Origin of the sequence: Psychrobacter sp. K31L (assembly GCF_017942195.1) — a bacterium.
Classification (GTDB): Bacteria; Pseudomonadota; Gammaproteobacteria; order Pseudomonadales; family Moraxellaceae; genus Psychrobacter; species Psychrobacter glaciei.
Genome location: NZ_JAGKSC010000002.1, coordinates 130016 through 146315, shown reverse-complemented (window position 1 = coordinate 146315; position 16300 = coordinate 130016). Strand labels below are relative to the sequence as shown.

Annotated in this window: 12 protein-coding genes, 3 tRNA genes and 1 pseudogene; 12 read left to right on the top strand and 4 right to left on the bottom strand. The window is 43.6% G+C overall.

Annotated elements, in window-relative coordinates:
* The first annotated feature begins 230 nt into the window (after window positions 1-230).
* The 4 genes from J5X94_RS03750 to J5X94_RS03735 all read left to right on the top strand — a co-directional run bounded on the left by J5X94_RS03750 (window position 231) and on the right by J5X94_RS03735 (window position 3884).
* Window positions 231-2189 (top strand): AAA family ATPase, encoded by a 1959-nt coding sequence (locus J5X94_RS03750; RefSeq protein WP_210540191.1) that lies wholly within the window; start codon window positions 231-233, stop codon window positions 2187-2189.
* Window positions 2190-2290: 101 nt separating this feature from the next.
* Window positions 2291-3457 carry a type I glyceraldehyde-3-phosphate dehydrogenase gene (locus J5X94_RS03745; RefSeq protein ID WP_228293145.1) on the top strand — a complete coding sequence of 389 codons (1167 nt, stop codon included), beginning with the start codon at window positions 2291-2293 and terminating at the stop codon, window positions 3455-3457.
* A gap of 162 nt (window positions 3458-3619) precedes the next feature.
* A tRNA-Ser gene (locus J5X94_RS03740) sits at window positions 3620-3710 on the top strand.
* Between the two features lie 83 nt (window positions 3711-3793).
* Window positions 3794-3884: transfer RNA gene (locus J5X94_RS03735), tRNA-Ser, on the top strand.
* A gap of 92 nt (window positions 3885-3976) precedes the next feature.
* On the opposite strand, the gene J5X94_RS03730 is transcribed toward J5X94_RS03735, so the two are convergent.
* The 3 genes from J5X94_RS03730 to J5X94_RS03720 all read right to left on the bottom strand — a co-directional run bounded on the left by J5X94_RS03730 (window position 3977) and on the right by J5X94_RS03720 (window position 5656).
* Entirely contained in the window at window positions 3977-4711 is a 735-nt protein-coding gene (locus J5X94_RS03730) for a hypothetical protein (protein ID WP_210540189.1), read from the bottom strand.
* 349 nt (window positions 4712-5060) lie between these two features.
* Window positions 5061-5390, bottom strand: coding sequence for a CopG family transcriptional regulator (locus tag J5X94_RS03725; protein WP_189580346.1), 330 nt, complete (start codon window positions 5388-5390; stop codon window positions 5061-5063).
* A 190-nt stretch (window positions 5391-5580) separates the two neighbouring features.
* Window positions 5581-5656 (bottom strand) — tRNA-Asn (locus J5X94_RS03720).
* Between the two features lie 536 nt (window positions 5657-6192).
* Between J5X94_RS03720 and J5X94_RS03715 the strand changes: the two genes are divergently transcribed.
* The 7 genes from J5X94_RS03715 to J5X94_RS03685 all read left to right on the top strand — a co-directional run bounded on the left by J5X94_RS03715 (window position 6193) and on the right by J5X94_RS03685 (window position 15408).
* The gene (locus J5X94_RS03715) at window positions 6193-6537 is read left to right on the top strand and encodes a DMT family transporter (RefSeq protein ID WP_010196452.1); all 345 of its coding nucleotides are present in this window, start codon (window positions 6193-6195) and stop codon (window positions 6535-6537) included.
* A gap of 1 nt (window position 6538) precedes the next feature.
* Complete coding sequence (locus tag J5X94_RS03710; protein ID WP_189580347.1) at window positions 6539-7114, top strand: TetR/AcrR family transcriptional regulator; 576 nt, start codon at window positions 6539-6541, stop codon at window positions 7112-7114.
* Between the two features lie 221 nt (window positions 7115-7335).
* Entirely contained in the window at window positions 7336-8850 is a 1515-nt protein-coding gene (gene betB, locus J5X94_RS03705; RefSeq protein ID WP_210540187.1) for a betaine-aldehyde dehydrogenase, read from the top strand.
* 114 nt (window positions 8851-8964) lie between these two features.
* The gene (gene betA, locus J5X94_RS03700) at window positions 8965-10662 is read left to right on the top strand and encodes a choline dehydrogenase (RefSeq protein ID WP_210540185.1); all 1698 of its coding nucleotides are present in this window, start codon (window positions 8965-8967) and stop codon (window positions 10660-10662) included.
* A gap of 287 nt (window positions 10663-10949) precedes the next feature.
* Complete coding sequence (gene betT, locus J5X94_RS03695; RefSeq protein WP_194619092.1) at window positions 10950-12995, top strand: choline BCCT transporter BetT; 2046 nt, start codon at window positions 10950-10952, stop codon at window positions 12993-12995.
* Between the two features lie 147 nt (window positions 12996-13142).
* Window positions 13143-13631 (top strand): M48 family metallopeptidase, encoded by a 489-nt coding sequence (locus J5X94_RS03690; RefSeq protein ID WP_189580369.1) that lies wholly within the window; start codon window positions 13143-13145, stop codon window positions 13629-13631.
* An 886-nt stretch (window positions 13632-14517) separates the two neighbouring features.
* Window positions 14518-15408 (top strand): ESPR-type extended signal peptide-containing protein, encoded by an 891-nt coding sequence (locus tag J5X94_RS03685; protein ID WP_210540183.1) that lies wholly within the window; start codon window positions 14518-14520, stop codon window positions 15406-15408.
* 150 nt (window positions 15409-15558) lie between these two features.
* Here J5X94_RS03685 and J5X94_RS13890 read toward each other — a convergent pair whose 3' ends face one another.
* Window positions 15559-15870, bottom strand: coding sequence for a hypothetical protein (locus J5X94_RS13890; RefSeq protein ID WP_228293144.1), 312 nt, complete (start codon window positions 15868-15870; stop codon window positions 15559-15561).
* Between J5X94_RS13890 and J5X94_RS03675 the strand changes: the two are divergent.
* Window positions 15755-16300 (top strand): annotated as a pseudogene (locus J5X94_RS03675) (hypothetical protein); the annotation flags it as partial. The gene J5X94_RS13890 and the pseudogene J5X94_RS03675 sit on opposite strands and share 116 nt — an antisense overlap.

Genomic DNA, 16300 nt, shown 5'->3' with positions numbered 1-16300 from the left:
AATGACTTTTTATAATGATATATTTTGTATCACATAACTTTAAGTTATGTGATATGTGACGGTTAAAGTGGTTCGCAAAGCGAATGCAGCTGTTATAATTGTTGCCATCTATTTTGGCTTGCTATCTCGGCTTGCTAGGGTTCTTTACTTAGACGTGGCAGCTTTCTTTTTCTATACTTTATTTTTTATGCTTTTCTTCTTATTACTATTCATTTAATTGGTTTGGATCTATGCGTCAATCTTCTGCTCTTGATATCCTAAAAACAGGTCAAAACGTCTTTTTGACTGGCTCAGCAGGTTCAGGTAAAACCTATACTCTCAACCAGTACATCGACTATCTTCGTGCGCGACGTGTGCCGGTTGCCGTCACCGCGAGTACGGGCATTGCTGCCACTCATATGAATGGCACGACGATTCATAGTTGGTCGGGTATTGGTATCAAAGATGAGTTGTCTGATCGCGACTTGAGCAATTTAGCGCGTAAGCAATTTTTAGCAGACCGCTTAAAAGATACTGCGGTATTGGTCATCGATGAGATATCGATGCTGCACGCCAAGCAGATCAATTTGGTCAGCCAAGTACTCAAACATGTACGCAAAAATGACAAAGCTTTTGGTGGTATTCAGGTAGTGGTGGCGGGTGACTTTTTTCAGTTACCACCGATTGGTAGTAAAGGTGAGAGCAATCGTGAAAAGTTTGCTTTTATGTCGGAAGCTTGGCTCGATGCTAAGTTCCACATCTGCTATTTGTCTGAGCAGCATCGGCAGGTCAGCGACGCTGCGAATGGCGGGCTTGATTTAGACGATATTCTTAACCAAATCCGTCGTCAGGAAGTGACTTTTGAGGCGATTGCTGCCTTAGAAGCCACGTATGATCAAAGCGTCGATATCAAGCGCACTCGTCTCTATACACACAATCTCAACGTCAATAAAATTAATGACAAAGAGCTTGCCGCGCTAGATGGAGAGATGATGCGCTTTGAGGCGACTGCGACAGGCGATAGTAAGCTGGTTGAGACTCTAAAAAAGACGGTACGCACCCAAGATGAGCTGATTCTCAAAGTGGGCGCAAAGGTGATGTTTATCAAAAACAATGCCGAGCTTGGCGTCTCTAACGGTACGATGGGTGAGCTGATTGGTTTTGCTGCTGTTAAAATCGATGAGAGCAAGGACAGCAGTGAGGCGTTAATCGAAGATGATAGTAGTGACGATACTAATGAAGACAATGCAGATGATGCAGATGATGCTGTCGAAAACACCGCTAAAGGTAAAAAGAGTGCTGCCAAAAAAGATAAAGAAAAACCAAAAACCAAAAAACCAACCACGCAGAAGATGCCAGTCGTTAGGCTCAATTCAGGACGTGAAGTCATCGCTGAACCTGAAGAATGGATCATCGAAGATGAAACCGGTGATGTGCTGGCAAGCTATGAGCAAGTACCGCTCTGTCTAGCATGGGCGATTACGATTCACAAATCGCAAGGCATGACCCTCGATGCGGCAGAAATTGACTTATCACGTACCTTTGAGCTTGGGCAGGGCTATGTGGCACTGTCACGACTCAAATCGCTGTCTGGCTTGCAACTGCTGGGTATGAATGACATGAGCTTGCAACTTGATCCGTTGGCACGTGGGGCAGATAAGCGGTTTTTGATACTGTCTGACGAAGCCGATGCCAATTATGCGATGCTAGATGAAGAGAGCATGACACAGGCACATGAAAAATTCACCTTGAAGTCAGGAGGTACACTGAGTAAGTCTGTGATTGATGCCTATGCCACTCTACAAAAAAAGCGCCGCGAACAACAGCATGCGAAGCTCGATAAAAAACAGAAGCTTGGCAATCAGGTCTCTGATAAGTCAGACAGCACCTTACTTGCGACCAGAGTGCTGTTAGAAGAGAGCTTGACCATTGCAGAAATCTCGCAAGCGCGTCAGCTGTCACAATCAACCATCATGCGTCATATTGGCGATCTAAAGGCACAAGATCCAAGCCTTGCGTGCGACCATCTGCGTCCAGAGGATGAAGTGATGACAGCCGTTGGCAATGCTTATGTCGCCATCAAGGTTGCCAATAATCCAAACGACTTTAATGATGATGGTAGTATCAAACTGCGTCCGATATTTGATCATCTTAAACAAAGTATCGACTACAACACCATTCGCTTAGCGCTGATTTTTATCACGCCATAACGTCTATTAAGCTTTGATAGGTAGCAGCCATCAAAACAAAGCACGTTCAAGGTGACAGCGCGCCGATCCTACCGCCCTTTATAAAATAGCGATAACTTGTTATGCCTGATTTTTCTAGCGCCACTTATCAATTGACCTCTGACCCGATAGCAGCGAGCTATCGTACCACTGGTGAGCACGCGCAGCCACTGAGAGTCGCTATCAATGGCTTTGGTCGTATAGGGCGCAATGTACTTCGCGCTTTGCTAGAGCGCTTTGAAGTGTTAGGCCGTGCCATTCATGTGGTGGCGATTAATGATTTAGCGCCAGCCGACATACTCCTTCATTTGTTAAAATTTGACAGCACGCACGGTCGCCTCAGTCGACTGGGCGTCAATGCTGAGCTTGTAGAGAGTGGTGCAGATGATGCTAGCAAAACCCAGCTTTGCCTTACCAAGAACAATCTGACTTACTGCATCAATATGCTATCAGAGCCTGATCCACAAAACCTACCTTGGCAGGCGCTGGGTGTCGATGTGGTGCTAGAATGTACTGGACACTTTCGCTCTTATGAGCAAGCGACGTTACATATCGACGCTGGCGCGCAGCAAGTGATTATCGGTGCCGCGCCATTCGATGATGTGGATGCCTGTATCGTTATGGGTGTGAACACGGAGGCGTTAACGCTTGAGCTACCGATTATATCGAGCGTCTCTTGTACCACGCAGGCATTGGTGCCGCTTATTGATACCCTTGATAAGGCGTTTGGTGTGACGTCTGCCATGATGACGGAGATTCATGCGGTCACCGCTGATCAGACCGTGCTAGATCAGGCGCACCGTGATCCAAGACGGGCGCGCGCGTCCGGCTACAACATTATTCCGACCACCTCTAGCAGTATCGCTGCGACAGAGCGGGTGTTGCCAGCGATGGTGGGCAAGATAAATGGACATTCGATACGCGTGCCAACCATCGATGTGGCGGCGATAGATGTCACTTTTGTGTTTGATACACCAGACGTCAGTATTGAATCAATTCGTGAGGTACTCAAATCGGCCAGTCAGGCACATTTGCATGACATCATGGCTTATACCGAAGAACCACTGGTCTCCAGCGATTTTATCCATCAAACTGAATCGTTAATCATTGATGGGCAACAGCTGATGCAAGTGGGCGGGCAATACAAGGTTTTTGCGTGGTATGACAACGAATGGGGCTATGCCAATAGGCTGCTAGATATGTGTTTGCATCTAGCATCTCATAAAAAGCTTATCGTCAATCCTATATAAAAGAGTGACAGCGTTAACCTCGCTTGAAGTATGACTTATACCTCTGCACTCAGTTGCCTTAACTCTCTTTTAAACTGAATCAACGATAGCATCAAAATAATCTAAATTCGTTCAATTAATTGCTTGCATTCTCATGTTATATCGCTATAATATTGCACCAATGGAGACGTGGCAGAGTGGTTGAATGCACCGGTCTTGAAAACCGACAAGGGTTTGTAGCCCTTCGAGAGTTCGAATCTCTCCGTCTCCTCCAAATTTGAAAGCCGCAATTATTATTAATGATTGCGGCTTTTTTTGTTGCATTTTTATTTTATATCGTTATAATGATCCACCAATGGAGACGTGGCAGAGTGGTTGAATGCACCGGTCTTGAAAACCGACAAGGGTTTGTAGCCCTTCGAGAGTTCGAATCTCTCCGTCTCCTCCAAATTCGAAAAAAGCCCTAATCAGCAATGATTAGGGCTTTTTTTATGATGAATTTTATAACATCATTTTTATCAATTATCTGAATGACTGCTTTTACTTTATCAGCGACTCATCGAACTCAATTTCTTGCCCATTCTCCAATATCAATGTGCCTTTGCTGATCATAATAGTCATGTCTTTGGTGTTTTTAATGGCACGCATGACGTTAATGTCCTCAATACTACTTTCAATAATGATTTTGCCAGACTGTTCTGGTTTGATAGAGGGATTAAACTGGGTTAGTGGTACGTTAAAGCTTTTGCCTTGCGCCAGCTTAGTGTCTTGCATGGTCAGTGTTCCTTTAAAGCTTTTGATGGCTGCCTGACCGTGATTTGATAGCATAAACTGTAGTTTTACTTGGTTTAAGCTATCGTCGTCGCTGGTCTTGACTGGTAATAGAGCGACAGGGTAATTCTGTGCATTGGCACTATAAGTTGGCTGACTGCTGACAATAGGGCTTTTTTTACCCGTTGGATTGTTTGGATGTAGTCGTTCATATTCACGCTGTTGCACAAGGGCTTGTTTAATAGTGGTACGTGGCATCGCGCCTGATTCGTATGCGTCACTGAGTTTCATTCGCAGCATGTATCGGCTAAGTACTTGTTGATCGGCCTCAGATAACTGCTCAAAAGTTTGCCCCAATTTCTTTTGCCATTGGTCTGAATCTGTCGGTATGGTTGTTTTACTTGGGTCAGTCTGCGGCGATGAGCAGCCAGTCGCAATTACTAGTATTGCTACCGTCATGGTTGAAAACAAAGTTTTGTTGAAACGCTGATGTAAGCTCGTCATCGTACACCTCCTTGTAAATCTTTATTATGTTGAAACCCAATAAATAGTCGCGATTATTTTATTAATATACCTCGTTTAATGACAGCTTGTGTTTGATTATGGCTAAATACGGTAGCAAATTTAATACAGCGCTAAAAAGACGAGTGACTTTAAGTACGAAAGGGAAGCACATAACGAGAAGAGGATTTAAAAAATATCAATAATGCTTTAATCTTTATAACAGACAAAAAAAGACCAAGTTCGCTGTAGCAAACTTGGTCTTTTTTAATAAAAATCATTGTGAGGTTTTATACGACCGACCAGTGACTTTTTAAATGTACTCTTCTAATGGCATTTAATAGCAGTGCTATTAATCGTTGTTCTGTAGCTCAGACAAAGGATGAGAAATATTGTTATTGTGCGTTACCACAATAGCCTCATCGATGATATGTTGGCTCACACCGCGCTTACGGAGGGTTTCGATAAATACTTCATCATGGGCTAGGGTGTAATCCTGATGGTCACGATCGAGACCTTGACGAATATACAAGCGTATAAGACCTTGAATACGTTTGAAACCTAATTCAGACGAAGTCGCTTCTAGTAGCGAAATCATTTCTTCAGACAGACGAATGCTGACTGGCCGCATGATTTTTTGCGGATGATCAGAAAACTTATTTTTTATACGTACAGGTATCATAATAAACCATTACTTTTAGTGAGTAGGAGCAAAGCACTCAAACAAAAACAAACCCAATCAAGACTAACCTTACCATACAACAAAAATGTCTAAAAGAACACCGCAGCTGTGCTAATATTATTAGAAGTAAATATAAAAGGGGTAACAATAAAAAAACCTCCATCAAATTATGATGAAGGTTTTTAGTATATGGCTCTCCAACCTGGGCTCGAACCAGGGACACACGGATTAACAGTCCGTTGCTCTACCAACTGAGCTATTGGAGAATAGATGGTCATAACAGTAGATTATTCATGCTTTATATCAAAGCGATTACTTATCTTGTTTGCGTTATGTGGGGCACATTTTAGCCAAGTCGTTCGAGGCTGTCAACCTTATTATGACATTAATAATAAATATTGTCGTAACTTATCAAAAATAACCCGTAATCCCTTATTGAACGGGCTGTTTTGGTGAACCCCTATATCTGAAATCTTTATTGAGTGACTAGATTAGGTGACTAGGATTAAATAACTAGGAAAAGCCTTAATTGATAGGCCTTTACAGAAGGTTTTAGCTGTATTCATTCATCATTAAAATAAGCACTCATCAGTGTTAGTTATCAGTCTTTGCAATCATATTTGATTAGATGAATTGCCTATCTTTTTGAATACTAAGAGAATTTGCACATCGCCTAGAAATATAAAATTGTAAAATTACCTTCACATTGCTGGTTTATTTCTATAGAATACCGACCGTATGGTTTCTTTTGTATACGGTGCTTTGCTGCTATGTGCCATAAATTGTTATGGATGTTCTAAATATGAGTCCTACCACTATTGCTTATGGATATTTGGCCATTGCCATCATTTGTGAAGTGATCGGCACCACCTTCTTGATGAAGTCAGAGCAGTTTACGCGTTTGGTACCGACGCTCATTATGGGTTTGCTTTATGTCATCTCGTTTTACTTGTTGACGCAGACCCTTAAAACCATACCGCTTGGTATTGCCTACGCGCTGTGGGGCGGACTCGGAATCGTACTGACATCACTCGTGGGCTTGGTGTTTTTTAAGCAAAGCCTCGATACAGCAGCAGCAGTTGGTATCGCTATGATTGTGGGTGGTGTGATGGTGATGAACTTATTCTCTAATTCTGTGGTGCATTGATATGGAAGTGGAAAACGCTTACAAACGTAAAAAACAGCCAGAAGTTGTGCGTCGGGCGCTGCTCGATCAGGCAGCACGAATAACGCTAGAGCAAGGGTTGTCTAAAGTGACCTTTCAAGCAGTCGCTGATGCTGTTGGGGTAACTAAAGGTGGCGTTATGCATCATTTCGCCACTAAAAACGCGCTTATTTTGGAAGTGTTTCATGACGCGATGGCGAAGTTTGAGGCAGAAGTAGATACAGCAATGGCTAAAGACCCCGTGCGTTATGGCTCTTTTACCCGCGCTTATATCGATGCCACGATTAGCCTAGGCGAAAAGGGACAGGCAGAATTTCATAGCCAAGCAACGCTGTATGTATTGATGCTAGGCGATAGTGAGCTGCGCGAATTATGGGCTGAGTGGTCAAATCAGCAATTGAAAAAGCATGAGCCAACTGATAATACCGAGACCTTATGTATGGCACGTTTGGTCGCTGATGGGATTTGGCTCTCAGATTTTTCCGGCATTGACATAGTAGATAAACAGTCATTACGTGATCGTTTGATAAAAATGACGCAACGTGGCTTTGATGCATAAAGATGGTGCAGCACGTTTATTAAAACGCTGCGCTCAAATAATTTATTAAAGAACAATTGATAAGTACATAACGATTTTTAGCCATATAACAAATTTTAGTCACACAACGACTTGTAATCACATAACGATATAACTTTTATTTTTACAACTTAAACCATGACGACATTATTCGGTACTAGCTTAGTTATAAGGCTTTTGCCAGTCGTCGATAGGAGCACTGCATGACAGCTACTAATACAAACTCAAATAACTTAACAGATATTATCGACTTAGAACAAATACAAACGGCTTATATTAACGGCCGTTACTTGGCGGTAGATGAAACGCTGACGACTTTTGAAGATATCAATCCAGCGACGGGTGAAGTGCTGGCGACCATCCAACAAACGACCAATGAGCAAATTGATGAGGCTGTTAAAGCAGCACAAAAAGGTCAAAAAGTTTGGGCAGCATTGACAGCGGTTGAGCGTGGTCGAATCCTATCAAAGGCCGTTGAGATATTACGCGAGAGCAATGACGTACTGGCATTGCTCGAAACCAAAGACACAGGTAAAGCGTACTCTGAAACCAAGTATGTCGATATCGTCACCGGTGCGGATGTCGTTGAATATTATGCGGGTCTGGCACCGATGATTGAAGGTCGTCAGATCCCATTGCGTGATACTAGCTTTGTCTACACTCGCCGCGAGCCACTTGGCGTAGTCGCTGGTATTGGTGCATGGAACTATCCGATTCAAATTGCGATGTGGAAGGCAGCACCAGCACTAGCTGCTGGTAACGCGATGATCTTCAAGCCGTCAGAAGTGACACCGTTAACTGCATTGAAACTGGCAGAAATTTTGACAGAAGCAGGCTTGCCAGATGGCGTGTTCAACGTCGTGCAAGGCAATTATAAAGTGGGTGAGGCATTAACTCAGCATCCTGATATCGCCAAAGTATCGTTTACCGGTGGCGTACCGACGGGTAAAAAAGTCATGTCGAGCGCGGCATCATCGTCTCTTAAAGATGTGACATTAGAGCTGGGTGGTAAATCGCCATTGATTATCTTCGATGATGCGGACATCGATACAGCTGCGGACATCGCAATGATGGCGAACTTCTATAGCAGTGGTCAGGTATGTACCAATGGTACGCGCGTGTTCATTCCTAAAGCGATGCAAGCTAAGTTTGAGCAGGCTATCTTAACGCGTGTTGAGCGTATTAAGTTAGGTGATCCAATGGATGAAAACATCAACATGGGCCCACTAGTCAGCTTCCCGCATATGGAAAGAGTGCTTGGTTATATCAAGCAAGGTAAGGCTAGCGGTGCACGCTTATTAACAGGCGGTGACCGTGTGACCACAGGCGAATTGGCAAATGGCGCATTCGTTGCCCCAACGGTATTCACTGACTGTACTGATGAAATGACTATCGTACGTGAAGAAATATTTGGCCCAGTGATGTCGATATTGACTTATGAGACCGAAGAAGAAGTCATTCGCCGTGCCAATGATACTGAGTATGGATTGGCAGCTGGCGTCGTGACTGCTGATTTGACCCGAGCACATCGAGTCATTGCTCAAATTGAAGCGGGTATCTGCTGGTTAAATACATGGGGCGAATCAGCCGCTCAAATGCCAGTCGGTGGTTATAAGCATTCAGGTGTTGGCCGCGAAAACGGCATTGAAGCCCTTGAGCATTATACGCAGACCAAATCTATCCAAGTAGAATTGGGTAAGTTTGAATCTGTATTTTAATCAATCTTATTGAGAAAATTCTTAATCAGTAAAGTGGTTCAGTAGAGCTAATTTGTTCTTTGTTCGACTTTACTGATAGTAAATGATTTATTTTTCAATATTATGGAGCGTTTTATGACATCGACCACACCTGAGTATGACTACATTATCGTTGGTGCAGGATCAGCAGGCAATGTGCTGGCCACGCGTTTGACCGAAGATGCCAACATTAAGGTGCTGCTGCTAGAAGCGGGTCGTCCAGACCACCGCTTAGATTTTCGTACGCAGATGCCAGCAGCGCTTGCCATGCCGTTGCAAGGAACGACTTATAACTGGGGCTACAAAACCGATCCTGAACCGAATATGAATAATCGCGTGATGGACTGCGGTCGCGGTAAAGGACTTGGCGGCTCGTCATTGATTAACGGTATGTGTTATATCCGTGGTAATGCACTGGATTTTGATGATTGGTCTGAGATTAAAGGCTTAGAAGATTGGACGTATTTGGACTGCCTGCCTTATTTTAAAAAGTTAGAAAATCGCGATGCTGGTGAGAATGACTATCATGGTGTGGGTGGTCCTGTTGAGATGACCACTTCAAAACCAGGGGTCAATCCGCTGTTTCAAGCGATGATTGAAGCAGGCGTGCAAGCTGGCTATCCAAGTACCGACGATTTAAACGGCTATCAGCAAGAAGGCTTTGGGCCAATGGATCGTTTCGTGACGCCTAATGGTCGCCGTGCTTCAACGTCCCGTGGCTATCTGGACCGTGCTAAACCGCGCAGCAATATTACGATTTTGACGGGTGCATTGACCGATGTAATCTTGTTCGATGGTAAGCGTGCCATCGGTGTCAAAGTCGAGCATCAAGGTCAAGCCAAGAACTTTCATGCCTCTCGTGAAGTGATTGTCTCATCAGGTGCGATTGCTTCGCCACAATTATTGCAGCGTTCTGGTATTGGCCCTGGTCAATGGTTAAAAGATCTAGGTGTTAATGAGATTATAGATTTGCCAGGCGTCGGTAATAACCTGCAAGATCATTTAGAGCTGTATATGCAGTATGAATGTAAGCTGCCAGTGTCGATTGCACCTGCCAATAAATGGTGGAACAAGCCAGCCATCGGTGCTGAGTGGTTATTCAATGGTACTGGGCTGGGCGCGTCAAATCAGTTCGAAGGTGGCGGTTTTATTCGTACCGATGAGAAGTTCACGCATCCTAATATTCAGTACCATTTCTTGCCATTGGCTGTACGCTACGATGGTCGTAGTGCGGTTAAATCGCATAGCTTCCAAGCACACGTGGGCTCATTACGCTCGCCAAGTCGTGGTCGTGTCAAGCTGACGTCGAAAGACCCAAGTGCTCATCCAAGTATCTTGTTTAACTATATGTCTCATGATCAAGATTGGCAAGAGTTCCGTGCTGCCATGCGCATCACTCGTGAGATTATGCATCAGCCAGCGCTTGACCCTTATCGTGGTCGCTCGATTGCACCAACGGATGATCTAGTGACTGATGCGCAGTTGGACGAATATGTCCGTAATCACAGCGAGACGGCTTATCATCCGTCTTGTACTTGTGCGATGGGCGAAGACAATGATTCGGTCGTCAATGGCGAAGGGCTGGTACATGGTGTCGATGGCTTGCGCGTCGTTGATGCATCGATTATGCCCAATATCATCAGTGGCAATCTCAACGCGACGACTATTATGTTGGCAGAAAAAATCGTCGATAAAATGCGCGGCGTACAATTACCACGTTCGACGGTAGATTATTTTACGGCTAATGGTGCGCCATTGAGAGCTGAGCCGATGCGTGCTTATGGCTCTGTTTAAATTAAATATTAATAAGAAGGCCTTTTTATAAAGGTCTTTTTTATCCGTGCTACTGTTTTAGAAAACGAACACCATTAAAATTGATTTTTTAATGACTTACCTTGTTGCTTAAGTAATTACTGAAGTAGCCATTATGGAAGTGGTCATTACTTGAGCAACAAATTTTTATTTATTGGTACTGCTTTGTGCGTCATGCAGTTATTTGTATGTTACGCGGTTATCAGTCATAAAGTTATGACGGACAAAGCAATATCAGACCCTGTTTAATTTACCTATTGAGGTCTTTTATGTACAGCTCGCCATCAAAGGATGCGACGAAACCCCTGACTCTAAATAAGACGGTTTTTTTAGGCTCAGCTATTATTTCTATTTTATTGATAATCTGGACGATTGCGTTTCCAGATTATAGTGAGGCACTATTAAGTTCAAGTATGGCATGGGTATCAGAGAGCTTTGGCTGGTATTACATGCTGGTGGTTGCCGCTTATAGTATATTTGCCTTGTTTGTTGGCTTTTCTAAGTATGGCGATATCAAGCTTGGTCAAGATCACGAAAAAGCACAATTTCCCTTTTTAGCGTGGGCCGCGATGCTGTTCTCCGCTGGTATCGGTATTGACCTATTGTTCTTTGGTGCATCTGAGCCGTTGATGCATTACCTGACGCCGCATACGGGGTTAGAGCCTGCCAGTGAGGCGGCCATGCGTGAAGCACTTGCGCAGACCTTTTTACATTGGGGTCTACATGGCTGGGGCATTTATGCTTTAATCGGGATGGCATTGGCGTACTTTGCTTATCGTAAAAACATGCCACTCGCGTTACGTTCACCACTGACGCCTATCTTTGGCGAGCGCTTAATTAAAGGCTGGCTTGGTGATGGTATTGATACCTTTGGTGTGGTTTGTACCTTGATGGGTATCGCTACCAGTTTGGGTATTGGTGTATTGCAAGCCAATGCGGGTTTGACTCATGTGTTTGGGATTGAATCTAGCAAAATGGTTCAAACCTTTATCATCATAGGTGTGGTCGCTGCTGCGGCGATCTCTGCGATGACTGGTGTGGAAAGAGGCGTCCGCCGTTTATCCGAATTCAACATGCTGTCTTCGATATTGCTATTAATCGCGATATTGGTAATGGGTAACACGGTTTATTTGCTGAATACCTTTACCCAAAATATTGGTCAATACTTCCAAACCATCGTTTTCAAAACTTTTGATGTTTATGCTTATGATGGTCAAGCTGGCGCTGACTGGAAGTCAGGTTGGACGATATTTTTCTGGGCATGGTGGGTCGCTTGGGCACCGTTTGTAGGCCTATTCATTGCGCGTATTAGCCGTGGTCGTACCCTGCGTGAGTTCGTATTTGGTGTGATGTTTATCCCACTTGGCTTCATCTTTGCTTGGTTCTCTATCTTTGGTAATTCAGCGATAGATTTGGTTGCCAATGGTGCCACTGAGCTTGGTGAAATTGCAGTTAATGATGCGGCAATGGGCATGTTTGCCTTGTTTGAGTATTTTCCTTACAGCGAAGTGCTATCATTTGCAGGTGTTGTGATTGGGTTAGTATTCTTTGTGACTTCAGCTGACTCAGGCGCGTTAGTATTAGCGAACCTAAGCTCAAGAGGTATGACCAATGATACCGACGCACCAGTTTGGTTGCGCCTGTTTTGGGCAGCGGCAACAGGTCTTATTACCTTAGGCTTATTGTTTGCTGGTGGTTTTGCCTCATTACAGTCAGTATCTGTGATTGCCGGTTTGCCATTCTCACTCATTCTTGTGCTCTATATGGTGGCGATGTGGAGATCATTAAAAGAAGAGGGCAATAAGCGCAAGGCCAGTACGATTGGTACGGCTAACGTGCTAGATAGCGGTAAGAGCTGGAAAGCTCGCTTGCAACGTATTGTTAGCTTCCCTAAACATGCACAAGTTGAACGGTTTTTACAAAATGTGGTCAGACCTGCCATGACGGAAGTTGAAAAAGAATTTGCGGCAGGCGGTTTAAAGACGTCTTTGGATATCCGTAACCCTGAACATATCGGACAAGATATAGATGAGGGTATGGACGAGAGTAGCGGTCAAATAGATGGTCTCAAATTGCGTGTTGGACATGGCGATGAAGATGACTTTATTTATGAGGTTAACTTGATTAAAGCTGAGCGTCCTAACTTTACATTGAGCACTTCAACTAAGAACGCAGAGTACTATTATCGTGCGGAAGTGTTCTTAAGCGAAGGCTCACAAGAGTATGACTTGGTTGGCTACTCCAAAGAGCAAGTATTGGTCGATATTTTAAACCAGTACGAGCGTCATTTGCAGTATCTACATCTAGAGCGTTAATAGCTAAGTAATATACTCGACTTTACACTGACCCCATAAGTTGGATTCAACTTATGGGGTTTATTTATGAACCAATGATAGGCAAATAGTAGATATAGGGTAAAATCTATACAGACAAAATTTGAAGTACCAGCAAAGGATAAATTTGTGACCACATTAAAGTACATCGCTCATTATTCTGAGCAAGTTCAAACACAAGCCGCGTTACTCATTAGCGAAGGTAAACTGGGCGCTTATCTAGAAAAAAAGTATCCCAGTCAGCATCAGGTGCAAAGCGATAAGGTGCTTTATCAATATATCAATGACATTAAAAACCAGTATATGCGCAAAGTTGGCCCGTTATCGAATGTCAGTTATAGCAGTAAATTAAAAGTCTTAAAACATGCGCTGGGTATTCATACCACTCAGTCTCGCGTACAGGGCAGTAAGCTGAAATCACACAATAGCATCACCGTGGCGAGCTTATTTCAAGAAGCACCGCCTGAGTTTTTACGCATGATTGTCGTGCATGAGTTGGCACATTTTAAAGAGCATGACCATAACAAAGCTTTTTATCAATTATGCTGTCATATGGAGCCTGAATATCATCAGTTTGAGTTAGATACGCGGCTTTGGTTGCACTGGCGAGAGTTGTGATTGCTACTACATAGTCAGTTCAATATAAGAAATACACTCATGTCATCAAACTGTTGAAGTAAACTACTTTGCATTCCTCTCTATCTTAAAAATTCAACTTGCCCCCATACTTTCAATCGCGCAAAGCTTTCCTCTTGTACTCCAGTGAAGCAGTGCTTTGCTATATCCTCGTTCATGTCTTATGTCCTGCACAAACACACATTTGGTTTCAAGACTGAAGGTTAACGTGTGTTTGCACCAATCATAGAATATCTCATTAGGGCGTATCCTTAATCAGCACATTGATACATTCAGTGCTTTTAAAATGTCTAAATTTTGCCAAACATCATCAGAAATCTTGTCAAGATGGTCATATTTACGGTAATTGCTTTCTTGTTTGGCTGCAATTTTCCTTATTTTAAGCCTCACAATTTAAATGATGATACGCCCTAATATTCTTCTAAAAATAATCAGACATCAAAACTATCTTTTCATACATAACATCAATCCCATTGTTACATTTTTTATTGTAATTACAAAAACATACTGATCTAAATCTGCATGTTCTTTACTTCTTAAGATTTTTTAGGACTAGAAAAATATAAAGCCAATGACAACCTTTAATTTCGCCCATCATTAGCAGAAAAGCTAATAACTCATACAGAATTTTAATATTTTTTCTAGTATTTTATGATGAACGGTCGTAAATATGGTACGAAAGACATAGTATAAGTGGCACTACACTATGTGGCAATGTATACTAAAGAGCAAAGTTAGTATTAAATATGTTACATAAGCTATTTTTATATTTCTGCATATAACCTGAGTCTTAGTTGATTCTATCTTAATTTTATAAGCCCTAGTGTTGTATGCCAGCCCAAATGTTTTTCTAAAGGAGAGTACCAGTATGAATCGTAACTACAAGGTTATTTGGAATCGATCTTTAGGATGTTTTACAGCTGTGGCTGAGTATGCGAAAAGCCGTGGTAAGTCGTCGAGCGGGGCAGTAAGTTCGAGTGATCCTACACAAAATGATTCGGCGACAGGAGCTATGCGCACCTTATACCTAAATGCTGTATATTCAGGCATATTGATGGTAGGCATTGCCAGTTTAATATTTGGAATACCTTCTCAGGCCTTGGCTGCCAGTGGTATAGGTGGCGGTGAAGGATCGGGTACAGCTATCTCTGCTTGTCTCCCAGACCCTTTAAATGCGCTACCAGGTGGAAACGAAGCAAATTCAGGTTCAGGTTCAGCCACTACTGATACTGGTATTGACTTACCCTATAACAATAATATTGCTATTGGCTGTGACTCTTCTGCGACTAATGAGGGTGCAATAATAGCTGATCGTAGCAATCCCTACTATACTAATAATGCCACTGCTGCTGGTACTGTTCCAGCAGCTGACACACAGAGTTTTGCACCGGAATCACAAAGTGCGGGCTCCGTAGCAATCGGTACGGGAGCAAGCACAAGTGATGCATTTGCATTAGCACTAGGCGAGTATGCAAAAGCTACTAATGTAGCTAGTGTGGCTATTGGAGTTGGCTCTTTATCAACCGGTAATACTGCTTTAGCCTTGGGAAGACAGTCGGTTGCTACTGGTGATTTTGCACAAGCAATGGGCAATGTATCTGCCGCCATTGGCGAACGTTCATTGGCTATCGGGCACTCGGCAACTGCAACAGGCAGTCGCTCCATTGCTATTGGTGCAGCAGATGGGTCAGGAGTAAACTATACAAACGACAGGACAAACACAAGCAACGGCCGACGGTGCAATTGCTCTTGGTACTAGCTCAATATCTTCAGGTGTTGATTCGCTTGCCATAGGTACAGGCAGTGAGGCGACAGGCTCGTCTAGTATTAGTATCGGTACAGGAAACATCGTTTCCGGTAATAACTCAGGCGCTATCGGTGATCCTAGTATTATCACAGGCACAGGCAGCTACTCATTAGGTAATGATAATACCATTGGTGCCAATAATGCCTTTGCCGTCGGTAATAATATCAGTATTGCAGCAGGACTTAATGGTGCAGTCGGTATCGGTAACAATACTACTGTAACCGCCTCTAGCGTCCCAAGTTTCGCTCCTACTGGCACAACCGTCGTAGGAACAACGACAGGGAGTAATGTTGTTAGTATCGGTAGTGCAAGCAATGAGCGTCGGTTAACTAACGTTGCTGCAGGCGGTGCTGATACTGATGCTGTCAATGTATCGCAGCTAAAAGCGGTTGACACTAATGTTGCGGGTAACACGACTAATATCACCAACTTAACCAATGGTACGACAGGTATCGTGCGTCAAGCCAGTGATACCGCACCAATCACAGTCGGTACCGCTTCAAACGGTACCAGCGTCAACTTTACTAATGTCTCTGGTGTCAATCGCACACTCACTGGTGTTGCAGCTGGCGCTAATACCACCGACGCAGTCAATGTCGGTCAGCTAACAGCAGCCTCAGCAGCAGCGACAGCCGCCAAGACAGTGGTTGCGGCGGGTACCAATATTACAGGCGTGACCAAAACAACGAACGCTACGACAAATCAAGATACTTACACCATCAATGCTAAAGGTGCCAGTACAACGGCAGGCTCAGGCGCAGTGACAACCGCATCAACAACTGACAATACAACCAACGTCACGACAACCGCCATCGATCTCAGTGCGGCTAGTAAAGCAAGCTTA